This is a genomic window from Lysobacterales bacterium (assembly GCA_019634735.1).
Classification (GTDB): domain Bacteria; phylum Pseudomonadota; class Gammaproteobacteria; order Xanthomonadales; family UBA2363; genus Pseudofulvimonas.
This window is the reverse complement of the sequence record JAHCAT010000001.1, coordinates 43,393-69,424: the sequence shown is the minus strand read 5'-3', so window position 1 is coordinate 69,424 and position 26,032 is coordinate 43,393. Positions and strand designations below refer to the sequence as shown.

Annotated in this window: 19 protein-coding genes and 1 tRNA gene; 10 read left to right on the top strand and 10 right to left on the bottom strand. The window is 69.4% G+C overall.

All coding sequences use genetic code 11. The features are described from left to right. Nucleotides 1-11: 11 nt before the first annotated feature. From KF823_00260 to KF823_00240, 5 genes are all read right to left on the bottom strand, one after another. Complete coding sequence (locus KF823_00260; GenBank protein ID MBX3724334.1) at nucleotides 12-959, bottom strand: hypothetical protein; 948 nt, start codon at nucleotides 957-959, stop codon at nucleotides 12-14. 292 nt (nucleotides 960-1,251) lie between these two features. Further along, the gene (locus KF823_00255) at nucleotides 1,252-3,141 is read right to left on the bottom strand and encodes a UvrD-helicase domain-containing protein (GenBank protein ID MBX3724333.1); all 1,890 of its coding nucleotides are present in this window, start codon (nucleotides 3,139-3,141) and stop codon (nucleotides 1,252-1,254) included. Further along, complete coding sequence (locus KF823_00250) at nucleotides 3,138-5,486, bottom strand: AAA family ATPase (GenBank protein ID MBX3724332.1); 2,349 nt, start codon at nucleotides 5,484-5,486, stop codon at nucleotides 3,138-3,140. Before KF823_00250 ends, KF823_00255 begins: the two co-directional genes overlap by 4 nt. A gap of 294 nt (nucleotides 5,487-5,780) precedes the next feature. Then, a tRNA-Arg gene (locus tag KF823_00245) sits at nucleotides 5,781-5,857 on the bottom strand. Between the two features lie 187 nt (nucleotides 5,858-6,044). Then, the gene (locus KF823_00240; protein MBX3724331.1) at nucleotides 6,045-8,645 is read right to left on the bottom strand and encodes a lamin tail domain-containing protein; all 2,601 of its coding nucleotides are present in this window, start codon (nucleotides 8,643-8,645) and stop codon (nucleotides 6,045-6,047) included. Between the two features lie 251 nt (nucleotides 8,646-8,896). Here KF823_00240 and KF823_00235 point away from each other — a divergent pair, with 251 nt between their 5' ends. From KF823_00235 to KF823_00225, 3 genes are read left to right on the top strand one after another with little or no spacing between them, the layout of a single operon-like run. Beyond that, complete coding sequence (locus KF823_00235; GenBank protein ID MBX3724330.1) at nucleotides 8,897-10,393, top strand: hypothetical protein; 1,497 nt, start codon at nucleotides 8,897-8,899, stop codon at nucleotides 10,391-10,393. 31 nt (nucleotides 10,394-10,424) lie between these two features. Beyond that, nucleotides 10,425-11,927, top strand: coding sequence for a hypothetical protein (locus KF823_00230; GenBank protein MBX3724329.1), 1,503 nt, complete (start codon nucleotides 10,425-10,427; stop codon nucleotides 11,925-11,927). 44 nt (nucleotides 11,928-11,971) lie between these two features. After that, nucleotides 11,972-12,475: a hypothetical protein gene (locus KF823_00225; GenBank protein ID MBX3724328.1), complete on the top strand. Its 504-nt coding sequence runs from the start codon at nucleotides 11,972-11,974 to the stop codon at nucleotides 12,473-12,475. Nucleotides 12,476-12,750: 275 nt separating this feature from the next. On the opposite strand, the gene KF823_00220 is transcribed toward KF823_00225, so the two are convergent. After that, on the bottom strand, nucleotides 12,751-13,116 hold the full coding sequence (locus tag KF823_00220) for a TfoX/Sxy family protein (protein MBX3724327.1): 366 nt from the start codon (nucleotides 13,114-13,116) through the stop codon (nucleotides 12,751-12,753). Nucleotides 13,117-13,142: 26 nt separating this feature from the next. After that, the gene (locus tag KF823_00215) at nucleotides 13,143-13,628 is read right to left on the bottom strand and encodes a GAF domain-containing protein (GenBank protein MBX3724326.1); all 486 of its coding nucleotides are present in this window, start codon (nucleotides 13,626-13,628) and stop codon (nucleotides 13,143-13,145) included. 363 nt (nucleotides 13,629-13,991) lie between these two features. On the opposite strand from KF823_00215, the gene KF823_00210 reads away from it, so the two are divergent. The 7 genes from KF823_00210 to KF823_00180 all read left to right on the top strand — a co-directional run bounded on the left by KF823_00210 (nucleotide 13,992) and on the right by KF823_00180 (nucleotide 21,788). Continuing rightward, on the top strand, nucleotides 13,992-15,659 hold the full coding sequence (locus tag KF823_00210) for a diguanylate cyclase (protein MBX3724325.1): 1,668 nt from the start codon (nucleotides 13,992-13,994) through the stop codon (nucleotides 15,657-15,659). Continuing rightward, nucleotides 15,656-17,311, top strand: a complete 1,656-nt coding sequence (locus KF823_00205; GenBank protein MBX3724324.1) for a diguanylate cyclase — start codon at nucleotides 15,656-15,658, stop codon at nucleotides 17,309-17,311. Before KF823_00210 ends, KF823_00205 begins: the two co-directional genes overlap by 4 nt. A gap of 303 nt (nucleotides 17,312-17,614) precedes the next feature. Continuing rightward, nucleotides 17,615-18,358: a DUF1211 domain-containing protein gene (locus KF823_00200; protein ID MBX3724323.1), complete on the top strand. Its 744-nt coding sequence runs from the start codon at nucleotides 17,615-17,617 to the stop codon at nucleotides 18,356-18,358. Then, the gene (gene bioD, locus KF823_00195) at nucleotides 18,355-19,074 is read left to right on the top strand and encodes a dethiobiotin synthase (GenBank protein MBX3724322.1); all 720 of its coding nucleotides are present in this window, start codon (nucleotides 18,355-18,357) and stop codon (nucleotides 19,072-19,074) included. The genes KF823_00200 and bioD overlap by 4 nt, the downstream gene beginning before the upstream one ends. A gap of 277 nt (nucleotides 19,075-19,351) precedes the next feature. Next, nucleotides 19,352-19,687, top strand: coding sequence for a hypothetical protein (locus tag KF823_00190; protein ID MBX3724321.1), 336 nt, complete (start codon nucleotides 19,352-19,354; stop codon nucleotides 19,685-19,687). A gap of 910 nt (nucleotides 19,688-20,597) precedes the next feature. Next, nucleotides 20,598-20,891: a hypothetical protein gene (locus tag KF823_00185; protein ID MBX3724320.1), complete on the top strand. Its 294-nt coding sequence runs from the start codon at nucleotides 20,598-20,600 to the stop codon at nucleotides 20,889-20,891. Between the two features lie 30 nt (nucleotides 20,892-20,921). Beyond that, entirely contained in the window at nucleotides 20,922-21,788 is an 867-nt protein-coding gene (locus KF823_00180; GenBank protein ID MBX3724319.1) for a hypothetical protein, read from the top strand. A gap of 247 nt (nucleotides 21,789-22,035) precedes the next feature. On the opposite strand, the gene KF823_00175 is transcribed toward KF823_00180, so the two are convergent. From KF823_00175 to KF823_00165, 3 genes are all read right to left on the bottom strand, one after another. Further along, nucleotides 22,036-24,795 carry a protein kinase gene (locus tag KF823_00175; protein ID MBX3724318.1) on the bottom strand — a complete coding sequence of 920 codons (2,760 nt, stop codon included), beginning with the start codon at nucleotides 24,793-24,795 and terminating at the stop codon, nucleotides 22,036-22,038. Next, nucleotides 24,770-25,357, bottom strand: coding sequence for a sigma-70 family RNA polymerase sigma factor (locus KF823_00170; protein ID MBX3724317.1), 588 nt, complete (start codon nucleotides 25,355-25,357; stop codon nucleotides 24,770-24,772). The genes KF823_00175 and KF823_00170 overlap by 26 nt, the downstream gene beginning before the upstream one ends. An 82-nt stretch (nucleotides 25,358-25,439) precedes the next feature. After that, nucleotides 25,440-26,030 (bottom strand): hypothetical protein, encoded by a 591-nt coding sequence (locus KF823_00165; GenBank protein MBX3724316.1) that lies wholly within the window; start codon nucleotides 26,028-26,030, stop codon nucleotides 25,440-25,442. Between the last annotated feature and the right edge of the window lie 2 nt (nucleotides 26,031-26,032).

Genomic DNA, 26,032 nt, shown 5'->3' with positions numbered 1-26,032 from the left:
TCCGTATGTCTTCAGGGATCTGCGGCACGCAGGCGTTCGCGAAGGCCGCGCGCCGGGTCGGCGCCCAGCCGTTCGCGCTCGGCCCGCAGCCGGGCAAGCCGGGGCAGCGGATCGAGCAGGGACAGATGCCGGCCTGACGCGCAATCTGTCGCGCATGCGCGCAATTGCTTCGCCGCCTCGGCGTTGCCGTGGGGATCGGCCCCCTTCAGTACCGAGATGCCGAAGAAGCGCGCCAGATGGTGCTGCAACAGGCAGGCGTCCAGATCGTCGCCGGCCACCCCCAGCACCGCCATCAGCAGGTCGTGCGCCGGCGCCTGGCCGGCCGACAGCGCCGGCTGCACGTAGGGGAAGTCGATGATGCGCGCGCCCAGCCGCGCCCAGATCGCCACCCGGTCGAACTGGTCGAGTCCGGTGGCTGCGGTGTCCGCCGCGTAGTCGGCATCGCTGACCCGCAACGGATCGTTGATCTCCATGAACACCCGGTCCGGTACCGCGTCGGCCCCGGCCAGCGCGTCGGGAAACGAGCGCCGCGCCACCGCGCGCACCGCGGCGACCAGGTCGTGCAGGTGGCCGTGGCTCCGGTGCCCGGCAGCGACGAACACATAGTTGAGGTTCTGGTCGACGCCCAGCGCCCGGCCTGCCGGGTCGACCTGCAGGTGACATAGCAGGTTGGCACCACCGACCGTTGCGCCGTTGCGCTCCAGCACCAGCACCCATTCCCGGAACGGCCCGTAGCGCGCCAGCAGCGCCGCAGCCGCGTCGCCATGGTTCAGTGCCAGGCACTCGACGAAGCCGGCCCGGTCCTCCTTCTCGTTGGCCAGCACGAAGGCGCGGTCGTAGGCGCCGTGGAACCGCTCGAACACCGCGTCTTCATGCGTGGAGGCCCGCACCCGCAGGACCTCACCGCCGCGGTGGGCACGGAGGTGGAATTCGAGGGTGGTGGGGAGGAAGGGAGCCATTACTTGCGAGGCGTTCGTTTTGGATGGCCGTGATCGGCTGAGTTTAGCCAACGGGACGCGCGGGAAGCACAGTCTTCCTGGGTGTGTATCGGAGCCAGACAGTCTCAGTACGTTCAGCAGCAAGCTGCCACGGATTGAGCAGGGCTGAAATCCTGACTCGCGTGTGCGTTCGCAAAATCGGCGGTTGAACGCAGGAGCGCCCGCCGCGGGCGGACATTAAACAGGCGCATTAGTCCGTGTGCTATCGCGGGTGAGCACCCTTTTTGCGCACACGCCGGTACTGCATCACGAGCTAGGCGACAATCTCAATCTCTTCTTCTGAAAACCAGCCCTGCCTCACAATCCCTGCCCGTGCGGCCTCGACCGCCTCGGCGTAATAGACCACCGCTAAACTTTTCTCGGCTCGACTGCACGTCACATAGAAGAGCCGCCGGGTCCGGTCGATGGAGGTTTCCTTGCCGGCGGCCTCGTTCTTCAGATCCGCTTCACTTTTCCCCTTTGCGCCAAACAGCTTTTCATAGGCGAACATGAAGCCACGGGCTTCCTCGTCGCTTACGATCACCATCACGCGAGGGAATTCCAGCCCCTTTACCCCTTGGTGCGTGTCGAAGCTGGAGGCGCCTTGAATATAGCGATCATAGCGCTCGATTTCGTCTAACGGCGCTTCCAGCGCCTGCCGCCATGCGCCGAGTTCTGTCTTGAGGTTCACTTCCTCCTCGTCCTCGCCAGGAACGCCTTGCTCTGCGGCGGGCGCGTCCGGCGCGGTGAAGGGCGCCAGCACGTCTGGGATCGTGAAAAGCCGCTTCTCGGCGATGTAGCGCAGCACCTCCCGCGCCGTGGGCACGGAATCGCCCGAGACTAGGTCTAGTAGGCCATCGCACGCCGCCTTTGCGGCGGCGAGCACCGCGGCCTGCTCTTCGCCAGCCTCCTCAAGCGAATTGCGGTCGAGGAGCGGCGACGTCTTGCGAACGATCGACGCTACCGCGAACCGGTCGGATTCTCGAAGTGCTTCGATGAGCGGCAAAACCTCGCGAGTAAAGAAGCCGATCCCGGCCCCTGTACCCTGCAGAAAGCTCGTTCTGATCTGCTCGACGGCGTAGAGCGGGCCGAAGAACCCTTCGAACCCGAAACGCCGAGCGGACATCAGGTGCTCAAGCGCCAGAATCTTTATAGTTTCGGAGTCCTCGGACCAGCCTTCGTCGCCAGTAATCTCCCGCATCCTTCCGGCGACAGCGGCTTCAGTTGCCGGTTTGTCCGCCCTATGTGGCGCTACGAACAGGCGAGCGGTGCCCACTGCGGCATCGGTCCGTGGCACCTGCGTTTCGCCGTCGTCGTCTCGCCGGACGCGATTGATCAGCTCAACAACCCTTATCGGGCAGCGATGGTTCATGCTTTTGCGCGGTCGGGCCCAGACCTCTGGAATGGCTTCGGCCAGGCGTTCTTTCCCGTCAGCGTAGATCCTTTGCATCATGTCGCCGAAGAGTCCGAGGCAGAAGCTTTCTCGGTGCGCCGCCTCGACCTCAAGCAGCACATCCATGAGCCGGCGGTTCGTGTCCTGGCTCTCGTCGATCAATAGCACGGGGAACCTCGTGACGAGGAGGCGGCGCAAGCCCGGCTTCCCGGCGAGGAAATCGGCCGTCATGGCGATCACTTCGGCGTGGCTCAGGGAGTCGCGCGTCCGGTTGTCTCCCGTCGGGCTATAGATAAAGCGGATGATGGATCCCAGGTTTTCGTATCGACGCCGCTTGCTCTCGATCGAACGAGCGCGATCGATGGCTGCCTTGCTTGCCGTGCGCCCTTTCGCCTGCGCTTCCTCCAACGCTGCAACGTCCTGAAGCAGCCGGCCGGCCAGCCATCCCCGGATATCGTTGTCGTAGCCGGAGATCAGAGACCAAGCGAAAGCGTGAATCGTTGACACCTCAACGCGAGGATCGAACTCCAAACGCTGCTTGATCTCGTCGCAGGCCGCATTGGTGTAGGTGATCACGCCGATTTTCTGGCCTCTCAGCGATAGATCACGGCCTTGCCGTTCACAGACTTTTCGAATGGCCTCGACGAGCGAACGCGTCTTGCCTGACCCCGCGCCCGCATACAGGAAAAAGCTGCGCGGCTTGAATAGATCAAGACAACCGATAATCGTCTCATCGGCCGCGGAGTCGTGGAGATCGTCCGCGGCAGTCATCGCGCGAACTGCTCGGGCTGCAGTGCGCTCGGCTCGGAACGCTCGATTTCAGGCAGGATTTCAACCTGCTTCTTCTTCAACTGTGCTAACAGCCATTCTAGGCCTTCGGCGATGTACCGTGGCACAACGAGGTCATCGAACCCCTCGGCCTCCAACACATCGAGGGCAAACTCGGCCTTCTTGCCGTGCTTCAACTCCAAATACATGCGGCTGCCAATTGCAGCGGCGTCGCCTCCTGCTTCGATCGCCGCCCCGAATTTCCGCACCAGCCCGGTCCCCTGAAGCGCTGCAAAGAACGCCATGTTCTCGAACGCAAGCGCATCTTCAAAGGTGTACGGAAATGCGGTGTCCGGGCCGGCGGCTCCGGGAAGTGTCACCTCTACCGGTACCTGATAGGCAACGCGGACTGCAAAGAGCGGATCGCCGTTGGAGCGCCAGGTCTTCGCCTCATCATCAGCATTAATGAGGGCGTCGATGTCATCCGTTGCCGGAATCCACGTCTTGAGCGTGGCGTTATTGGTCTTCTGGCCGGTCCCCTTCGCGGGCTGAGCAGAAACGCCGTCCTTTCCCGTCAAGGAGTCCAAATCCGTGATGACGAGCGTCAGAAGGCCTAGGTGCTCGATCAAGGGCCGCAGCCGGTGAGCGTGGCTCCCGCCGATTTCGAGCAGCGTGATGTAGCACTGGTTCAGCTCGTCAAAGTGCGCCCGTATGAAGTTGGGGACGAGCATCCGCTCTGCCGGTCCTTCCACGAGGATGGCGGCGTCGGCGAAGAACAGGTCGGCGTGTTGCGCACGCAGGTATCGAGTGACGAACCGCTCCGTTTCGCCATTGACCCCGAATACCTCAGACATGTTGATGACGGTCGAGACGGGCACCTTCGCGACCATTCCAGCCGGGAGGCGACGGAAGTAGCGGAGACACGAGAACGGCGTTTCGTGTGCCACATGACTCGAATGCGTGCTCACCACGAGTTGGGTCCGCAGCTTCGCATTGTCTCCAAGGTCCTCATGGGCGCGCAGCACGGCATAGGCCTTCTTGATGAAGACCTGCTGGACCTGGGCGTGAAGGTGGGCCTCCGGCTCCTCAATCAACACCAAGTGGAGCGGTTCGGTATGTACTGCCGAGGTTGTTTTCGAAGCCTTTCCGACGCGCATCCACGCATCACGGAAGCTCATCAGGCGAAAAATCATCGAGATGAGATTCTGATAGCCCAAGCCGTTGTTCGCTTCAGGCAGGCGCAGCATTGGCGTCATTGCGCCGTCCTCAGCGATCACGTCGACCTCGAACGTGATTGCAGCGCTGTGATTGAGGCCGTCGATCGCCTTCAAGCGAGTCGACACCCGCGGCCGGGGATCGGTCACGCCGGGATAGCCCATGCCCTCGACCTCGGTAAAGGCGGCCTTGAAACTTTCAGTAAGGCGCTTGTCAAATGCATCCTGCGCGGCCTCGATCGCCTGCAGCGCGCCCAGGTCTTTGGGGTCGGGTCCTTTCGTCGGATCGAGGTGTTTGGCGTAGTAGCTCTTCAGTTGGTCTGAAAGGCGGCTTCCGGTCGCAGCCGTCGGCACATCTTCGTCCTCCTGCGACGGTTGCTGCTCGCCGAATCCGCGCTGTGCCGGAATGTCGTGCACGCGAATTAGGCCGGCCAAGACGTCGCTTCCGATCGGGAGCGATGTTGGCGGCAGAACCTGAGGCTGGGCCTGCGACTTGCTCGGCTCCACGAGCTTGGCCGGATCGAGCGAGTAAGCCTGAACCGTGAAGTAGGCCGCCAGGCGCTTACTGAGGAAGTCGACGAGACTCTCTGGCCAAATGGTCAGCTTGGGCGGCACCGGCGGCGGATCGGCGTCCGGGTGCTCGGCCGCCACAGCGGAAATTGCAGCCGCCCGCATCGCCTCGGCATCGCTGAGTGCTCCCATGAAATCCTTATAGAGGAGCTTCAAGTCCTTCGGTTCATGGCGGAGGCGGACGCCAAGACTGCCGCCTTCCCAGTCGAGCGTCGGAATTAGGTCGCGCACATGATGCATCTCCCCAGGTTCGACGTGGAGCCAAAAATCCAGCGTCGGTAGTACTGAAAGCCACGGGTCAATAACGAGATCGACAACCTTTTGCTGGTCCCGCGCCTCGATCCAGCTCTTCCCAATGTCGATGATCGTGGGCCAGTGGCAGAGGGTGAAGTCGTGCATCTCGAAGGGGCAGCGCCGAGGCGATAGGAAGCGCCGCAGGGCAAGCATCGCGGAGGTCTTGCCGCTGTTGTTTGCACCCACGAACAACGTTGTCGTCGCGGCAAGGTCGACTCGGATCGACAACAGTTTCCGGAAATTGGCTATCTCGACGAACTTTATGTACATCCTCTCCACCACATTGCCGGAGTCGCACTTTACGCGGAGTACTTCGCGAGAGAAGTCGTCCGCACCCACTCAATATTCGCAGCTATTGTCAATTCTGCCAATATCACAAGCGAGCGTCCGGCGACGCTAATTCCGTCCATAGCTGTTGGGAGGTTCTTGTCTGTGTTCCACCGAACACAATTCGAGAATTTTGCGGCTAGACACTAAGGTCCCGGCGACTTAGTTATTCGGTAGTCGTCGGCGACAGTTGCCTTGCTGGCCTCAGCGCACATTCGTTGCGCCCTATGGGCAAGCTGGCGCGCCCGGAGGGATTCGAACCCCCGACCAATGGCTTCGGAAGCCACTACTCTATCCGGCTGAGCTACGGGCGCGTTGTCTGTTGCCGGCCGGCCGTCCTGGCGGGCGGCGGGCCCCGGCGCCGCGGGCGCGGGCCGGCCCCGGGGGACCGGGGCCGCACAGTCTAGCGCAAGGGCGGCAGTGGTGGCAGCCGCCGAGGGCGGGCGTCGACCAGCCGGCCGCGCCCTCCGAGGGGCGGAATCGCCCCTGCGCGGAGGACGGTCATTCCAGGCCGCTGCCGAAGATCAGTTCGGGGTCGACGACCACCCGCTCGGTGCGGAACTTGGCCCAGCGCTTCTCGGCCAGGTCCTTGGCGGCGATGCCGTCGCCGTAGAAGGCGAAGTCGCCGTTGTCCACCACCAGGTGCACCGGGCTGCCGGCCAGGAAGGGCGCAGGCACCTCGACGATGCCCTCGAAGCTGCCGCCGGCCAGGCGCTTGGTGAGGTCGATGCCAAGGTCGACCGGCGCCTGGGCCGGGGCGCCGCTCCATTGGAACAGGCGGAAGTCGCCCGGCGCAGTGCCGGACTCGCTGCCGGTCGGGCCGGCCACCAGCAGGTACTGGCCCGCGCCATTGCGGGCCATGGCACGCAGGGCGCGGCCGCCGAGGTCAAGCAGGATCGGCGTGCCGAACTGGGCGCTGCCGGGCGGCAGCGTACCGGGCGTCGCACCGGTCACCAGGGCGTCGAAGTCGCGCACCGGAACGACCAGGGCACGGTCACGGTTCGGCGCCGGCAGTGGCGCCCGGAAGCCGAGGTAGACGGTGACGCCGTCCGGTGCCGCTGCCATGGCCTCGATGTTGAAGCCGGTCGGCGTGGTCGGCAGCACGCCGGGCTGGCTGCCCGCCACGAAGCCCAGGGCATCGGCGCCCAGGCCATGGCCGTTCGACGCGTCCCAGGCCAGCAGGTCGTTGCGCAGGTGGTCGTAGCGGCCGGCGTAGGCCAGGCTGGCCACTTCGCCGCTGCCGGAGAGGTCGGTGGCGAACACGCGGCGGGTATTGGGGCGGGCCTCGCCGCCGCGGGCGTTGCCCTGCGAGCCGCTCCAGTAGATGCGCTCGCCGATCCGTGCCGAAGACTCGATGTCGACCTCGCGCGGCACGCCGCCGGACAGGTCGGTGAGCCCAAGCTGCGCGGTGAAATCGAAGGCCGCCACCGGCAGGCCGGAGCGGGCGCGGTCGTACAGGCGCAGCGCCTGGTTCTCGTCGTCGGCGACCAGCATCCAGCCGGCGTCGACCGCCTGGGCGGTGGAGGCGTCGCTGGCGCCGGTGTGGAAGCGGCTGCCGGCGGCATCGACGGCCGGCGCCGAGACCGCCAGTTGCAGTGCGTAGGTACCGACCTTGCCGTCCGGGTCGGTGGCTCGCACCAGCACGGTGGCCTGGCCGATGCCGACCGGGAACAGGCGCAGGCGCCGCTGTCCGCCACTGCCGGTCAGCAGGGCCTGGGCGACCGGCAGCACCTGCGGGTTGCTGCTGGCCAGCTCGACGTGCAGGGTGTCGGCGGCGTGGTCGTCGTCGGCCAGCAGCAGCAGGAGGCCACGGCTTGCCAACGGGTCGGTGGGATCGGCGATCGCCGCACTGGCGCTGCCGATGCCGTTCACCGGCAGGTCCAGGGAGTGGCCGTGCCAGATCGGGTCGAGGGTGATGCGCGGGCCGCCCGGCACACCCACGCAAGGGTCGTAGTCGACCAGGGCACGCGTGCTGCGGCCGGGGCTGCCGAGGTCGCCGCCGCTGCTGGCAATGCTGTCCTCGGCATCGCCGAGGGCCGACAGGGTCCAGGCGAAGGGGTCGTTGCCGCCCAGGCCGGCGGCGTCGACCCAGCCACTGCGACCCTGGGTGCGGATGCTGCCCGGAAAGCTCTGGTCGCCATAGGTGAGCCGATCGACCAGGTCGGCGCGGTTGTCGTAGAGGTTGATCTCGTCGGCGCGCCCCAGGTTCTGGCTCAGACCGCCGATGATCTTCACGCCAGGACACAGGCCCCAGGCAGCCCGGAAGGCCTCGGCCGGACTCTCGGTCAGCACCACCGACTCGCCGGGCTGCACCAGGGCCCAGGCGGACAGCGGCTGGCTGCCCGGCACCCGCGCGCTGTCCGAGAAGCTCCAGCCCAGCACGCCGACCGGCGCGTCCCCGACATTGGTGAACTCGATGAACTCGCCGTCGGCGCCCTGGTACATGTACTCGGTGATGCGCAGCGCGCCGCCCAGTCCGCATGGCGTGTAGGACACCGTGGCGCGGCTGCTGCGCCCGGGATTGCCGATCGCGCCGCCGACGCTGGCGACGCTGTCCTCGATGTCGCCGGCCTCGGCCAGCACCCAGGCGGTGACGTCGTCGACGATGGCATCGGGCGACACCGCCCCGGGACCGGCCCAGCCGCTGCGCCCCTGCGTGCGGATGGTTCCCTGCGGGAACGGCGGCGGCCGGTTGTCGCCATAGGTCAGCCTGTCGACGAGGGTGGCCGCGGCGTCGTAAAGGTTGATCTGGTCGGCGCGGCCCAGGTTGTTGGTGTAGCCGCCGACGATCTTCTGCGCGCTGCAGAGGTTCCATTCGGCGCGGAACGCCTCGGCATCGGCCTCGACCAGCAACACCGATTCGCCGGGCTGCACGGTGCCGAAACCGGTGAGATCGAAACCCTGGGCGAAGTCGGCGCTGTCGTCGTCGTAGCGCCAGCCGGCCAGGCTGACCGGCAGCTCGCCGATGTTGGTGAACTCGATGAACTCGCCACCGGGGCCGTCGTACATCCATTCGGTGATGCGCATCTGGGCGCTGGCGACGCTGCTGGCGAGCAGCAGCAGGGCCGCGACGAGGCGGCACGCGGTGACGGAGTTGACCATGAGCGGAGTCCCTGGGGCTTTACGCCAAGTCCCGGAGCGGGGCGGCGAAGGCGCGCAGTTTCCGCGCGGGAGATTGCCCCGGGGTGACGTCTGCGTGGCGCGCGGATGACGTTCGCCGCCGAGCCCGTGCCCACGGGCTTGTAATCGCCCGCCGCGAACCCGGTACCCGGTCCTTGCCCGGCCGCTGCGACGCCCGCCGGTCACCCGCCGCAGGCGGGCGCATCGCACTCCGCCATCGACAGGACCCGATCATGAACGTGCCGACCCTGCTGTTCCGCTCCGCGCTGACCGCCCTGGCCGCGCTCACGCCACTGGCCGCCGCGCAGGCCACGCCGCTGGCCGACGATCCCTACTGGCTGGCTCCGGATTTCCTCAATGGCGAGGCGATCCGCGAGGACTTCGACCGACCCACCCGCGACCATCTCGGCCGTCGCGCCGTGCGCATGTTCGACAACGCCACGGTGATCGCAGGCGTCGGGCAGCCGCCCAACCTCAACCAGACCAACGGCTTCTACAACCTGGTGATGACCAAGGTCTGGGACTCCGGGGCGGCCTATCCCTGGCTCGCCGATGAGAACAGGCCGGGCGTCACGCGGCAACTGGTCTACCCCAACCAGACCAGCGCCCGCTACACCGACGTGCGCGGCCTGGCCACGCACGGCGAGTTCATCCTGGTCCAGGTCGATGCCGACGATCCGGTCAGCGGACCCTACTCCACAATCGAGGTGTTCAACCGGCCCGGCCAGCGCGTCGGCGGCTTCCAGTTGCCGCTGGCGCAGCGCGACCAGCGCGGTGCCGGCCTGGTGGTCTGGGAAAACAACGGCGTGACCCGGGTGTTCGCCGCCAGCACCGGCCTCAGCGCCGACAACAGCCGCTGGATCCCGCGCTGGAAGCGCCTGCTGCTGTCCGGCAGCGGCCAGCTCACGCTGGAGGCGCAAGGGGAAATCAGCCACCCCAGCTGCACGGCCTCGACCTCCTGCCAGGTCTACGATCTGGCGGCGAGCAGGCCGTCGATCCTGGATCCGGGCAACCCGCGCTTCTATCTGGCGATCACCTGGCGCAACCTCGCCAATGCCAATCGCCAGTTCATGGCGATGCGCGTCAGCAGCAGCGGCGTGCCGGAACCCGCGTTCGCCGGCGGCGCGGTGGTCCTGGGCTTCGACCAGCCAGGCTCGGACCTCTCCGATGTCGCCACCCGCATCGCCGTGCGCACCCGCACCCAGGGCGGCATCCAGGACGACATCCTGCTGGTCGGCCGGGTGGCCCGGGCCTGCCGGACCGGCGTCGGCGTGGTGCGCCTGCGCCACGACGGCCAGCTGGAGACCGCGTTCGGCAACGGTGGCCGCCTGCTGTTCGGCGGCAGCGACACCGCGTCGGTGGGCGTGTGCGCCATCGCCAACCCCGCGCAGGACCTGGTCAGCGGTGCGGCGATCAGCGGCCACCGGCTGGCCCTTGCGGGAACCAGCAACTGCGTGGATTGCCCGGGCGAAGGTTTCCTCGCCATGATCGACATCGAGGCCGGGGCGGGCGCCCTCACCGATTTCCGCCGCCTCAGCTATCCGCTCTCGGGCGGAACGCCGATCGCCACCAGCCTGACCGATGCCATCCCGGCGCCCGACGCCAGTTTCTGGCTGGCCGGTCACACCCGTACGCCGGAAGGTGCAATCGATCCGGCGACCCGTAACAAGACACAGTTCCTGATGTTCCGCGTGGCGCCTGACCGGTTGTTCGGCGATGGGCTGGAGTGAGCGTGGCCTCGGGCCGCAAGGAGATGTCGCCATGACCCTGCCGTGCGCCCCCGCCAGGCGACTCCGGCGCCTGCCGGTGGCCCTGCTGGCCCTGGTCCTGGCGCCTGCACCAGCCCTGTCGCGACCGCTGCTGGCCGACCCGATCGCGCCCGATGCCCTGGCCAACGGCGGCGCCTGGCGGGTCGACGACTACGGCGGCAGCACGCGCAGCAAGGTCGCGCGGTGGGTGGCCGAGCTGCCCGAGGGCCACCATGTCGTGATCGGCCTGGACAACCTGCCCGGCGGCGCGGTGTCGGGCACCTACCGCAACCTGGCGCTGGCGCGCTTCGATGCGCAGGGCGAGCCGGTGCCCTGGCTGGCGCCTCCGCTGCTGCTGCCGGTGGATGCCAACCACGTCGTGGTCGACCTCGGTGCCGACACGCCGGGGCTGGACGTGCGCGCTGTCGCGGTCGGCACGAACCGGCTGTACGTATTGATCGACCGCCTGTTCCAGGGCACCCGTCAACCGCATCTGTTCGCGTTCGCCTTCCATGGTCCGCTGGCATACGAACAGCCGCTGTCGACCGGCCATCACGGGTCGGGCCTGTCCTTCGTGCGCTTGTCCGGGGGCGACCGCCTGTACGTGTTCACCTCGCACGCCCCGGACGGCGTCCGCTGGAGTCCGCACGTGCGCCATTTCCAGGTACCGGCTGCGGGCGATCCGCAACCGGTCGACGAATGGTGGGTTCGCCCTGCGGCCTGCCAGCTCGGCCAGTCCTGCCGGATCCACGGCGTCACCACCAATGTCCATGGCGCACTCACCGGGCTGCCGCCGCGGATCTACCTGGTCGGCAGCCACGCCATGGCCAGCGACCCGGGCAACGAGGATTTCCTCGTCATGCGCCTGGATGCCAATGCCCAGCCCGATCCCGGCTTCGGCATCCATTCGACCCTGGTGCACGGCTTCGACCGCCCCGGCTCGGCACGCGCCGATGTCGCCCTGCGGGCGGTGGTGCGTCCGCGCTTCCTGGCGGGCGGCCAGGTACGCGAACACCTCTACGTGACCGGCCGCTTCGACCAGTCCTGCCGACCCGGCACCGCCGTGCTGGCGCTGGACGACACCGGCGCGCCGCTGTCCGGGTTCGGCGTCGCCGGGGCCCTGCTGTTCGGTGGCAGCGCGGCGAGCGCCAGCTTCTGCGCCGGCTTCAACCCCAGCCTCACCCTGGTGCCGATGCCGCTGCTCGACGACAACCGCCTGCTGCTGGTCGGCTACCGCCAGTGCCAGGGCTGCCCGACCGTGGCCGCCCTGCCGTCGATCGACCTGGCGCGCGGCCAGCTGGCCTGGCAGCGCGACCTGCCCTACCCCCTTGCCGGTTCCCCCGAACGGCCGACCAACCTGATGGGCGCGAGCCGGCTGGCGGCCGGTCGCTACCTGCTGGCCGGCACCACGCGTTTCCCTGATGACGCCTGGGTGTCGCCGCTGCTGCGCGGCCGCTACCAGTACGCGACCCTGCAGGTGCGCGCCGACCGTCTGCATGGCGATGGCTTCGATTGACGCGCCGGTTGGCGTTCAGACGCCACCTCGATGGGAGAACCACCATGGACATGAAACCCCGGGCGGCCTGGTGCCGTGCCCTGTTCCCCGCCACCGTGATGGCGCTGACCTGCGACGGCACCGCGTCGGCGCAGTCCTGCCAGACGCCACTGCCGATCATCACCGGCATCGTCCAAGGCCTCGACACCTGCCAGTCGGCCAACCACCTGCCCGCCTTCGGTCCGGTGCCCAGCCCGCATCCGGACATCGTCCATGTGTTCGAGGCCTCACGGGGGCTGCAGGGCGGCATCCAGGTCTGGAGCCAGGCGGGTGCCCCGCCCCTGGCGGTGGTGCTGCTGGCCGGCACCTGCAGTGCAGCAACGGCGCCGCTGGCCGCCTGGGACCTGGCAGGTGGACCGGCGCAGATTCCCGCATCCGGCTGGCCAGCCGGCCCGGTCTATCTGGTGGTGACGGGTGATCCCGGCCTGCCGGGGTCAGTCTGCGGGGCCTACCAGCTCACCGCCGAAGGGCTGCTGGTGGACCGCATCTTCCGCACGCGTTTCGAGTAGCGACGCGACTCGTGGGCTGGCGTGCTGGCCGACCTTCATGCGCTGGAACGGCGACCCTCTCCCCCGCCCCTCCCCCGCCTGCGGGGGAGGGGAGAAGTGGCGTGTCCCGGCAAGCAGCCACGTTCTTCGCACACGTGCCGGCTCGCTTTGTCCGGTCTGCTTCACCCCGATCCCCGATCCCCGATCCCGATCCCGATCCCGCTTCCTGCTTCCCGCTTCCCGGGTCCCGCGTCCCGGGTCCCGGGTCCCGGCTCCCGGCTCCCGGCTCCCAAGACTCAATCGTCGAAGCGCAGCGGACTGGGCTCATCGTCTTCCGGCGGCGGGCCATCGTAGTCCTCGCCGGCGATGGTGGTCACCGGGCGCGGCGGGCCACCCCACTTCGGCTTGCCAGCGATGCCCAGGGATTCCTCGGTGGCGTGCAGTTCGGCGACCAGGGCCTCGCGCTTCTCGGTGCCGAGCTGCTGCCAGTGGCAGTCCTCCAGCGCACCAGCCAGGGCGTAGAGCAGGTTCAGGCTGGGCTTGAAGCCGGCCTTCCTGACCTTGAGGAAGGCACCGATCGCGCCATGCTGCTGCAGGTCGGCCAGGGTGCGGATGCCGACCTGGCGCAGCCAGGCCGCCGACTTGCCGCCGACGTTGCGCATCTTGCCGTCGTCGCTCTTCGCGTCGCTCATGAGATCGTCTCCAGGTAGACCGCGCACAGCGCCTCCAGGCCGGCGCGGTCCTCGTCGTCGAAGCGGCCGGGCGAGGGCGAGTCGACGTCGAACACCCCAAGCAGGCTGCCGTCGCCGCGCAACAGGGGCACCACGATTTCCGAGCGCGAGGCGGCATCGCAGGCGATGTGCCCGGGAAAGGCGTGCACATCGGGGACCACCTGGGTGGCGCCGGTCGCCGCGGCGGTGCCGCACACACCCCGGCCGATCGGGATACGCACGCAGGCCGGCAGACCCTGGAACGGACCGACCACCAGTTCGCGGCCGTCGTGGAAGTAGAAGCCCGCCCAGTTCAGGTCGGGCAGGCCGTGGAAGACCAGGGCCGAGAAGTTGGCGGCATTGGCGATGCGGTCCGGCTCGCCGGCCAGCAGGCCGCGGGCCTGCTCGACCAGGGCACTGTAGACCTCCGCCTTGCTGCCGGAGGGGACGGTTGCTGTGAACATGCGCACAGTCTAGCGGGCCCGGCGCGCCGGGGGAGTCGCCGGCATGGCCGGCCTCGCGCCCCTTTCCGGCCGGGGACTTCCCGGGCGATGATGGCCGGGACTGCCGTCGGAAACCCCCATGCGTCACCGCCCCGCTGATGCCGACGACGGGATCCTGCCCGACCGTTTTCGCCACCGCGGCCGCGGGAGGACACACGTGGAGGGATTCGTTTACACCCCCTTACGCCTGCGCGGTCACGCAGCCGGTGTCCGGACCGTGCCGCATCGATCACCTGCCGGGCCAGTGAGCACTGCGTCTTTCGCGGCCGGATCCGACAGCCCCGGTGGTCTTTGCTGGTTGCGCCAACGAGAACGATGGAGACCATGAACCGGCAACACGCAGTGCTCGTTGTTCTCCTGCTGCTGGCCTTCCTGGGCGCCGGACGCGCGCAGGCCCAGGCCGCAGGGTGGACAATCGAGTTCCATGCCGCCGCGGATCTCGACTGCACCAGCCTCGACGCGGCGCAGCAGCGCGCCGTGTGGGACGCACGCGAGGCGGATGCGTCAGGCCTGGCCGCGTCCCGGAGCTTGTGGATGCGCTTGATGCCCCATGCCCCCGGGGCGCCGGCCGTCGTCGTCGCTCGCAAGCAGATCCGGTCGGAGTGGTACGACTATCGCGACCCGACCCGGCCGCGGCGCAGCAATGTGCGCATCGATCCGGACGGATCCGCGCCGGGCCTGCAGGGCCTGCTGCTTCCGGAAGCGGGAGAGTGGTGGGCGATCGGTCGTCCGTTGTACCTGTGCCTCCACGAGCGACTGCTGACCGCCAAGGCGCTGCATCCCTCCGCCATCACGGTGCTTCCGGCCGAGCAGTTCCGGGCGGCCCAGCACCGGAGCCTGGCCTCGCTGGCCATCGCGATCGGCACCATGCTGGCGATGGCGGCGCTCGCGCTCGCCTTCCGAGTGGGACTGCGCGAGCGCATGTTCCTGGACTACAGCATCTACGTGGTCGGCTTTGCCGCCTATGCCCTGCAGATCACCGATGTCCTGGCCTGGTTGCTGCCGATGGACTGGCGGGAGGGCCCGGCGCCACGTCTGCTGGCGAACCTGGCCATGCTGCTGATGCTGCACTTCGGCCTGCGCTTCACCCTGAGCTACACCGATGTGGCCACCGCCTGGCCACGCCTGGCCCGCCGCAGCCTCCAGCTCGCTTGGATCGCATCCGCCGCGATGCTGGTCAGTGCCCTGGCCTTCCTGCTGGGCGACGGCTGGAGCGCGATACGACGCCTGGCCGACGTCGGCTTCAACGCGCTGGTGGGCCTGATCATCGTGATGTGCACCTTCGCGGTGATCAGCCAGGCGCTGCAGGGACGTCGGGAAGCCCGCATCTACCTGCTGGGCTGGCTGGCGCCGATGGTTCTGCTGCTGGCTTCCATCCTGCGCTTCCTGGGCATCACGCCAGACTCCCTGCGGCCGTCTCCGGTGTTCCTTGCCTACGCCGCTGCGCTGGAGTCGCTGGTGCTGGGCTGGGGTATCGCCGAGCGCGCGCACCAGTATCGCCGGTCGCGGGACGAGGCCCTGCACGTCGCCGAACATGATGCGCTGACCGGCGTGCTGAATCGGGATGCGCTGAGCCCCCGGCTGAGCTCGGCGATGGCACATCCCGGGCCCTCGACGCTGCTGTATCTGGATGTCGACCACTTCAAGTCGATCAACGACCAGCACGGCCATGGCGTCGGCGACCAGGTCCTGCGGCGCCTGGCGGAGCGCTGCCGCGGGGAACTGCGCGGCGTGGACACCCTGGCCCGGTTGGGCGGCGAGGAATTCGTCGCCTTGCTGAGCGGCCTGCGCGCCGATGAGGCACAGGTCGTGGCCGAACGCATCCGCCTGGCGATCGAGGGCGATCCGGCGGCCGTGGTGCCGGTCACGATCAGCATCGGCGTCGCGGTACGCGAGGCGGGCGAGTCGATCGATGCCTGGATGCAGCGCGCCGACCAGGCGCTGTACGCCGCGAAGCATGCCGGTCGCAATCGGGTGGTGCTGGCATCATGACTCGACCTCCGCTGCCGACCCTCGCCACCGCCGGATGGCCGCATGGGCTGCTATGGCTGGTGCTGGTGCTGTTGAGCCCGGCCGGGGCGGCCGCGTCCGGCTGGGTCATGGATTTCCATGTCGAGGGTGGCGTCGGATGCCGGGACCTCGACGGGGCGCAGGCGCTGCCTGAGGCGGCCTGGCGCCCGCGGGTCGCGATTCCCGGCACACGGACGCGGGTGGCCGGACGCGTGCTCTGGGTGCGACTGCAGGCGCAGTCGCCGCCGCCGTTGCCACCGACGAGGCTGGTGCTGCGTTGGGAGCACAACGCCCGGCTGTTCGACTGGCAGGACCCGACGCAGGCCCGGCTCCAGCACGAGCCGGGGCATGCCCCGGGCTTCACCGTGGTGCGACTGCCGCAGCTGCGCGACGTGCCCCTGTACCTGTGTCTGGTCGCGCCGGCCCCGCGCGTCGAGGCCTTCGAGCTGATGTCGCCGCCACAGTTGCAGGCGGCCGAGCGCGCGGTGGTCATGTGGATGTCCTTGCTGATCGGGCTGGTGCTGGCGGTCAGCGTGCTGGGCGTTGCACTGAATCTGCGGCTGCGCGAGCCGATGTTCGGCTGGTATTCGCTGTTCTCGCTCAGCCTGCTCGGCTTCCTGCTCGGTGGGCTGGGCGTCCTGGACGGATGGCTGCCGACAGCCGTGCAGGCCTCGAACCTGGGATACGCCTTGACGGTCGCGCTCGGCGGCTTCAGCACCGCTGCGGGGGTGCACTTCTCGCTGCGCTATACCCGGATCGGGGAGTCGCGACCGCGGGTGGCCCGGATCCTGAGGGGGCTGGCAGTGTGGACCCTGTTGAGCGTCGCGCTGATCCTGCTCAACGTCGCTCCGCTGGCACTGTGGCCTTCGGTCGGACATACGGTTCTGGTGGCACACAACCTGGGGATTGCGGCGGTCATCCTGTTGTTGCTTCCGACCGTTGGCCTGGCGGCCTGGCAGGGCCAGCGCGAAGCCCGGAGCTTCCTGCTCGGCTGGTTGCCCCTGATGTCGCTGCTGGTGGTCTCGGTGCTGGTCACGCTGGGCGTGCTGCCCACCCACCTGCGGCCCTCGCCGCTGTGGCTGCTGGGGGGCACGGCACTGGCCAGCCTGGTGCTGGCCTGGGGCTTGATCGACCGGGCCCGCCGCGACCGGATGGAGCGTGACGCGGCCACCGCGCGCGCCCGGCGCGATCCGCTCACTGGCGCCTGCAGCCGGGCGGCCGTCGCACCGCGCCTGGAGGCTGCCGGAGCGGGCAGCGTGCTGCTCTACCTGGATATCGACCATTTCAAGACGATCAACGACCGCTACGGCCATGCCGTCGGCGATCGCTGCCTGCAGCGCTTCGCGCGGCTGTGCCGGGAACAGCTGCGCGGTGTGGATGTCTTCGCCCGCCAGGGTGGCGAGGAGTTTCTGGCCCTGCTGCCGGAGATCACGCTGCCGGAGGCGCTGCGCGTCGCCGAGCGCATTCGCATCGCGGTGGCCATGGCAGCCGGGGAGGAGCCTGTCTTCACGGTCAGCATCGGGGTGGCGCGACGCGGCGAGGGCGAGCCCGTATCGGCGTGGATATCGCGCGCCGACCAGGCGCTGTACCGCGCCAAGGCGGGTGGCCGGGATCGGGTCGACGTTGGCGACTGATCGGACTGGGGCCCGCCGGCCTGGTGGATGCCACCCGTCCGTGACAGGCTTCCTGGAGCTCGCCAAGCCGGATCGGGATGCGACGCGGGCGCCGCTCGATCGGCACCGCCATGTTCGACCCGGACGTTCGAGGCGGACGCGAAGTCCTCCGGCCTGCTGCAAGTGCGGTCGCTCGCTGTGACCCTGTGCGCGGGCTTGCAGGCCCGGCGCTGGCGGACCGTCGCATGTGGCAGCCGCGCCGCACCCCTTCCCGCCCGGCGAGCTCCCGGGCGATGATGGCCGGGACCGCTCAAGGGAATCCCCATGCGCCACCGCAACGCCGATGCCGATGCCGAAGTCCTGCCGGATGGCTTCCGCCACCGCGGCCGGGAGATGACGCGCCTGGAGGCCTTCGTGGACGCCGCCTTCGCCTTCGCGGTCACCCTGCTGGTGATCTCGATCGACGCCATCCCGGACAGCATCGACGGCCTGGTCGACGCGCTGAAGGGCATCCCGGCGTTCGCCACCAGCTTTGCCATGGTCGCGCTGTTCTGGTCGGCCCATGCCCGCTGGAGCCGGCGCTACGGACTGGACGACGCCACCACCACGGTGCTCAGCCTCGTGCTGGTGTTCCTGGTGCTGATCTATGTGTATCCGTTGAAGCTGCTGTTCGGTTCTTTCTTCGCCAGCATCACCGGCGGCTGGCTGCCCTGGCCGCTGGCGCGGATCTCGAGCTACGACGATATCCGCTTCATGTTCGCGGTCTATGCGCTGGCGTTCGCGACCCTGTCGCTGGTGTTGATGGCCCTGTACGGCCATGCCTGGCGTCGCCGCGCGCTGCTCGGGCTGTCGACCGACGAACAGGCCCTGACCGCCGGGCACATCGCCATCTTCGCGTTGTTCGTCGCCGTCGGCCTGCTCTCGCTGCTGGCCAGCGCGCTGGTTCCCGAGCGGCCCTCGCACTGGCTGGGCTCGTTGCCGGGCTGGCTCTATTTCCTGCTGTTCCTGACCGGCCCTGCCGAAGTCTGGGCACGGCGCCGGGTGCTGCGGCGGGCCGGTCTGCCGTGAGCCGGGGGCTGTTCGTCACCGGCACCGATACCGGCATCGGCAAGACCGTGGTCACCGCCGCCCTGGTGCGCGCGCTGCGCGCCGAGGGCATGGCCGCCGGCGCCATGAAGCCGGTCGCCAGCGGCTGCGCGGCCGGTGCCGAGGGCCTGCGCAACGACGACGCGTTGGCGCTGCTGTCGGCCGCGGGTCTGGACCTGGACCACTATGACCTGGTGAATCCGCTGGCCCTGGCGACACCGGCCTCGCCGCACATCGCGGCCGCGCGCGAGCGTCGCCGCATTGCCCTGGGGCCCGTGCTGGCCGCGCAGCGGACGCTGGCCGCGCGCTTCGATCCGCTGCTGGTCGAGGGCGTCGGCGGCTGGATGGTGCCGCTGGCGACCCCTGAGCAACGCGACGACGGCGGGGACGGCTGGCTGCTGCAGGCCGACCTGGTGCGCGCGCTGGGCCTGCCGGTGGTGCTGGTGGTCGGGTTGCGGCTGGGCGGCATCAGCCACGCCCTGCTCACCGCCCGCGCGGTGCAGGCGGACGGCTGCGCGCTGCTCGGCTGGATCGCCAACCACCTGGCGCCGGACTGGGACCAGGCCGGAGAGATGCAGGCCACGCTGGAGGCACTGCTGCCCGCACCGCTGCTGGGCTGGGTCGGGTACGGAGGCCGTCCCTCGCCCGGCATTGGCGGACACCTGCTGGCAGTCCTGGGGGCGCCGCCATCGGGCTGACCCGGAGATTTCATGGGGATGCGTAGCGAGGTCGTCTGGCTCGCACCACGGTGCAGGCAGCGGACCGTTGGACCGCGACGGCCCAGCCGACGTCACGTCGAACCGGCGAACGGGGACAGCCCGCGCCCCGGCGCGACGATCGGCGCCCGCAACAGCGGCTACAGGAAACATCCGGGCTAAGCTTCATCCACGCGCTTCCCCGTTGCAGGACCGTTGGGGAAGCGCAGGGCACCCTGACAGCAGTCCCGCCCACCCCACGCTCCGGAGGTACCCGACCATGCCGACCTACCTGCTCACCCTCCCGGATGCCGAAAAGGCCCGGGCGCACGACTCGGCGTTCGCCTTCACCAGCGCCAGTCCGGATGGCCTCGCCGCCGAGCTGGAGCACGCCCTGCGAGGCGATGCCCTCTACCAGCGCTGGCTGGCCACCCAGGACGACCCGGACGCGGTGCCGCCGGCCTACGCCCAGGTCGACCCGGGCGCCACCGTCGCCGGCAGCCAGCGCAACCTGAAGGTGCTGCTGGAGGCGCGCACGACCCTGTCCGCCGAAGTGCTGCGCCATCGGCTGAACCTGCTGGCCGGTCACCACTGGACGCTCAACGACGTCCGCTGAGAACGTTCCGCTCGACAGCGACGGTTGCCGGAGCGTTGCGGGACTGTGCCCGGATGATCTGACTTGTGCCGTCTCTCAGCCGTTCCCATAGCCAGGCCACCCCGCCGCCAGACGCGTGCCGCCGGTGCGACGCTCCCGCACCTCTCCGCTCTCCCGCGTGGCTGCGTGGCTGCGTGGCTGCGTGGCTGCGTGGCTGCGTGGGCCAGCGCGCACCTGGACCGGCAACCGGGCAGGTCATGGCAAGCGCCGGCCCTACCTGGGAGCCTCCATGCATACAATGGCCAATCGTCGCTTTTGGGGGGCTGCAGATGTCGCTCCCGGACGTGATTGGTGTCGGGACCCAACCCGCTGCCAGGCGGCGTGTCGCCAGTGCGACGGCACAGCACCTCTCCCCCGCTCGCGGAGGAGGGGGAAAGGGAGCACAGCGCGCTCCGCTCATCGAACACCGAGTCCCGGCCCTTGGTCCCCGATTCGGAGCTGACCGGACGCCAATCAGCTCTCCCGGAGGAAGCGGGGGGCTGATCGTCCTCCGCTCACCGGGCTCCGATCCCCGCGCCGCGCTCCCTGCTTGCCCCTTAATTCTCCCTGGTCCTCTTTCCCCGATCCCTGGCCCCGGATCATCTGGGTTTCAAAGCTGATCAGGCGCCGATGAGGGACGCATGCGCCTGAGCTGGGAGGCCGAGAGGGGAACTGTGGCCGACGTCGAGGCACCGATTCGGGCCACGTTCGGGCTGAACCGTCGCCAGCCCGGGCTGGGCGCCTGACCATCCGGCAGTGGGGTACCCGCGTGGGACGGTGTGACCGCGCCGGGGGATGTTCGGATTCCCGCTTGTGCTGCGTTCAAGACTGAGAGGGTGCCCCGATCCGGGGCATCCGGCCCAGACCGTGCCGGTCCCTCCTGGAGCCCCACATGAGCGCATCTCTTGCCCTGCTGCTGGTGTCCCTCAACGCCCCGTTGCTTGCGGCCGGCGAGACGGCCGGGGCGCCGCGCTTCGCACTGCTCAAGGAGGCCATCGGCGCGGGCAGCGACAGCGTGGGCGGCAGTGCCCGCTTCCGATTGCTCGCGACCGTGGCCGAGGTCGGCGCTTCGTCATCGGCATCCGGCCGCTTCACGCTGACCGGTGGCTTCCATCCGACCCGGCATGGTCTTGGGCAGGTCGATGTCATCTTTTGCAACGGCTTCGAAGCCCTTGCCTGTCCCTGAGTCCAGGTCCGCCCAACGGGAGTCCCGACCATGACCGCGATCCGCCTGCTGACCGCACTCGGCCTGCTTCTGGCCGCCCTGCTCACCGCCCCCGTTGCCCGCGCCATGGGCAGCGCCTTCAGCTACCAAGGAACCCTGGAGGACGGCGGCCAGCCCGCCCACGGTCTGTACGACTTCCGGTTCCGGTTGGTGAACTCGGACTTCAACGGGATCGGCACGGTCACCCTGGATGCCGTGCCGGTCAGCGCCGGGGTGTTCACCGTCGAGCTGGATTTCGGTCCCAGCCCATCGCTCTACCCCGGCACCTTCGTTCGCTATCTGGAGATCGGCATCCGGGACGCCGGCTCCACCGATCCGTTCGAGATCCTCGCGCCGATAACGCAGTTGCACCCGGTGCCCTACGCCCGTCGCGCGCAGACCGTAGTCCCCAATGCGATCAACGATGCCGCGCTGGCCGATTCCGCGGTAAACAACCGGGTACTCGCCATCAATGCCGTGCAGACAGTCAACATCCAGAACGGCGCCGTCAGCGCCGCAAAGCTCGCTGCCAATGCTGTGCAGAATGCCAGCATTCAGAACGGCGCCGTCGACAATGCCAAGATCGCCAGCAACACCATCACCCTGACGCGAATGGCGGGGGCCCGTGTGGCGGGGGTCCTCGGCAACCTCACGCTCCCGGGCAACACCTGTCACGATTTCAACGTCGGCATTGCCGGCGCAGAGCTCGACGATGCGCCCTTCGTCGCCGTGCGCAGCAGCGCGACGCTGCCGGCAGACATGAGCCTGACGGCGGTGCGGGTGGTCAGTGTCGGCGTCGTGCAGCTCCGAGCCTGCAACCACAGCAGCTTCACCCGAAGCTGGAGCAGCCTGCCGACGGTCTTCTTCACCTTGCGCTAGCGCGGACGCCCGTCAGGGCTGTAACGGCAGCCACCGGCCCTCGCAGGGACGACGGGACGCCGCATGTGCTGCGCGTGGGCCGGGTGCCACCGCAGCGCAGTTGCCAGTCGGCCATGCCGGTCGTCGGTCGCGTCCCCGCGGGTGGACTGGCCTCAGCAGTGGGTCGGACCGGGGGAGGGCGGGCGAGGAGAAGGGACCTTGGCCGGGTACGCGGGTGCATGGCAACCACCCCCTCGACAGCGGCCGCTCAGTCGTCGCCCAGCGCCAGGCGAGCCGCCTCCCTGTGGCGCTGCTCGCGCGCGAAGCCCGAGGCCGGCAGCGCCGCAAGCTGGCGCAGGTGCGAGGATCGGCGTGCGGCATCGCCCAGCCGGGCGGCCAGCGCGGCCTGGTGCCACAGCAGGTCGTAGCGCGAGAGCTCCCCGGCTTCGCCATAGCCTTCCAGCAAGGCGCCCACCGCCGCGAGATCCTCACCGGCCCGGGCCAGGTCGTCGTCGTGTCCGCGCGCAATGCGCAGCTCGGCCTCGGTCATCGCCGCGGCCAGGGTGGCCGGGCTGTCGGGGCCATAGATGCCGGCCAGGGTGGACCGGCAGCGCGCGATCCAGGCCACCGCGTCATCCAGGTCGCCGGCCAGCTCGGCGATCCGCGCCTGGGTGAACTGCGCCACCGCCAGGTCGAGATGGCGGCCCTCGTTGTGGGCCTGCAGGCGCGGCAGCAGCGGCTGCAACACCTGGTTGGCGGCATCGCCGTCGCCCGCCTCGGCCAGGGTCCGGGCCAGGGCGACGCCGGCATTGAGGGTCATGGCACCCTCCTCGCCCCAGGCCTGACGGGCATGGGCCAGACCTTGCCGATGCAGTTCGATCGCCGCCGGCCAATCCTCGCGGGCACGTGCGACGCGACCCCGGAAGGCGAGGATCTGGGCCAGCTGGTCGATGCGGTCGGCGGCGCCCGCGAGTGCCGCTGCGGTCTCCAGCACCCGGTCGGCCTCATCCAGCCGGCCGAGTCGGCGCAGCATGTCGGCCTGGCGGGCGTAGACACCGGCGAGCAGGGGATGGTCGGGGCCGAGGTGGCCGAGCGCGAGATCGAGCGATCGCTGGTAGGCGGTGACCGCGCCCTGATAGTCGCGCAGACGGCGCAGCAGGTCGCCGCGCGTGGTCTCGATGGAGAACAGCGCCGGATGCCCTTCGCCCAGCGCGGCGATCAGCGCGGTACGGGCCTGTTCGATGGCCTGCAGGGCCGGTTGCACGCGATCGGCGTGTTCCAGTGCCACCGCCAGTTCCTGCCAGCGGCGCGCCGTATCGACGTGGGCCGGACCGGTCAGTGCCTGCTGGCGCTCGACCAGGCCGCGGGCCAGGGCGATCGCCTCGTCGATGCCGCCGGCGTGCAGCATCGGCAGCACCCGCATCGCCTGGGCGCGCAGGCTGTCGGGGTGGTCGGGGCCCAGTGCCTCGAGCAGGGCTGCGGCCGCCTCGTCGGCAAGCGCGCCTGCTGCCTGATGGCGGCCGCGCAAGCGCGCCAGATGCGCGGCGACCATCGCCGAACGCGCCAGATCCGGATGCCCGGGCGGCAGCTGGCCCCGACGCAGCGACAAGGCTTCCTGGACCAGGTGCTCGGCGCGATCCAGGTCGCCGAGATTGGCCAGCAGCTCGGCGAGGTCGGTGTAGGTACGTGCGAGCTGCGCCGGGTCGCCCGCCATCTGCGTGGCGGCGCGTTCGGCGGCCTCGACCAGAAGTTGCGCCGGTCGCGCCTGCTCCAGACGGGCCCGACTGAGCGGATCGTGGTCGCGGTACAGCGACAGCAGCAACTGGTAGGCCTGTTCCGCCCGCTGCGCCTGCACGCGGGCCTGCTGCGCCTGCGAAAGGGCCAGTACGACACCGGTGACCAGGGCGCAGAGCACCAGGGCGGCGGCAACCACGCCGAGGCGGTGGCGCCGAAGGAACTTGGCCAGCCGATAGGCACGGCTGTCCGGACGGGCGCGGATCGGCTGCCCCTCCAGGTGGCGACGCAGGTCCTCCGCCAGCGCGGCGGCGGAGGCGTAGCGCCGGTCCGGTTCGCGTCGCAGCGCGGTCAGAACGATGGTGTCCAGGTCGCCGCGCAACAGCCGCGGCAGGCGGCGATCGCCGGGGCGGTCGGCCGCGCCGGCCTGGCTGCGCGCCAGTGCCTCGCTGGGCAAGGTCGGCTGCTCGGTATCCACGGCGCTGGCCAGCGCCGGCAGGCTGCGGCCCTCGCGCAGGTGCGGACGGGTCCCTGTCAGCAGCTCGTGCAACAGCACGCCCAAGGCGTAGACGTCGGTCGCCGTCGACACCGGTTCGCCCAGGATCTGCTCGGGTGCGGCATAGGCCACGGTCATCGGCAGCAACTCGGTGCGGGTCAGCGTGGCGTCCTCGTTGCCGGTGTGTTCAAGCAGCTTGCCGATGCCGAAGTCCAGCAGGCGCACCCGGCCCGATTCGTCGACCAGGATGTTCGACGGCTTGAGGTCGCGGTGCACGACCAGGTTCCGGTGCGCGCAGGCCACGGCGTCGCAGACGGCGATGAACAGCCGCAGCCGGGTGGCGAGGTCCAGGCGCCGGGCGCGGGCGTGGCTCAGCAGGTCGGTGCCGTCGACCAGTTCCATGGCCAGGTACGGCAGGCCGTCCTCGCTGCTGCCGCCGTCGATCAGGCGCGCGATGCCGGGATGCTCGAGCCTGGCCAGGATCTGGCGCTCGCGCCGGAAGCGCTGCGCCAGCGCCGCGCCGTCGATGCCGGCGCGCAGCAGCTTGACGGCGACCTGCGCCTGATAGCCCCCGTCGGCCCGCTCTGCCCGGTAGACCTCGCCCATGCCGCCACGGCCGATCCGTGCCAGCAGGCGCCAGGGTCCGATCCGCTGGCCGGCCAGGTCGCGGTCGGACGCCCCAGGAACCGCGTCGGCGGCGGCGTCGCCACCGGCCTCGCGATAGGCACGGGCGATGCGCTCGACCAGCGCCCGGCCGTCGCCCGGATCCGTCTCAGTCCGCCTGTCCGTCCTGCCCATGGCCGATCTCCGCAGCCAGCATCGCCAACGCCCGGTTGACCATCATCCGAACAGCGTCGGGGCTGCTGCCGGTCTCCGCGGCGATCTCGGGAAAGCTCATCCCGAACTCGACACGCAGGATCAGCAGCTGTTGCTGTCGTTCCGGCAAGGCGGCGAGCGCCGCCTCGTATCGGGCCAGATCCTCGGCACCGACCAGCCGTTCGACGACGCCGGCGGACGGATCGGCGACCGGATGGTCGTCCAGGGCCTCGCGCAGGCCCCGACGCCGGCTGCGGCGGACCTCGTCCTTGACGGCGTTCAGCAGGATGTGCCGGAGGTAGGCGAGGAAGGCGCCCGTGCCCTCGGCCTGGAACGACGCCAGGCGGTTCATCGCCCGGACCAGGGTGACCTGGACCAGGTCGTTGGTCTCGTTGAGGTCGCGCGCACAGGTCGGCAGGCGGCCGTGCGCCCAGCGCCGCAGCAGGGGAAGCACGCGTGCGAACAGCGCCTCGCGGGCGGCGGCGTCGCCGTCGCGCGCGCGCTGCAGCAGGAAAACCGTGGTCTGCCCCTGCGCCACGTCCATGGCATCGGATGATACGTAAAGTCGCGCGGGCTCGCACCCCCGCGACACCTGCCGCGCACCCCGCAACGGCGTTCGCCCGGGATCAGTCCTGCCAGCCCCACGGTGGCTGCGGCGCCTCGACCGGTTGGCTCAGGTCGAAATCGACCTGGAAGCCGCGCATCGTGCCGACCCTGTTCGCCGCGTACACGAATCGTTCGCCGGGGTGTATCTCGACCAGCCAGACGCTGCGCAGGCCACTGCCGGGGATCGCAGCCAGGGTCAGGTCGTCGGCCGGGAACATCTGGGTGTCGGCACTGCCGGCGTTCACCGTGTAGCCGCCGTACCGGGTGACCGCAGCCGGCGAGCCGTCCTCGTGCCGGTGGTCGTGGCGCAGTTCGATGCGACCGCCCTCGCGCCGGAACACCCAGGTCCGCGAGCGGTCGTCGTCGATCACCAGGGGGATGCGCACCTGCTGCGCGGAGCAGTCGCGCACGTGCATCACCGCGCGCCGGCCGCGGAAGGTCGTGTCGTCGTCCGGCGCGCGCACGAGGCGCCCTTCGAACGCCTGCCCGCACAGGTCCTGCAGGCGGCCCCACCAGTCCGTCTGGCCGGGGGCGGCCTCACCCCCGGCATTCACCCGGCTGCAGGCAGCCACGGCCAGCAGCGTCATCAAAGTGGCGAAGATCCTTGCCATGT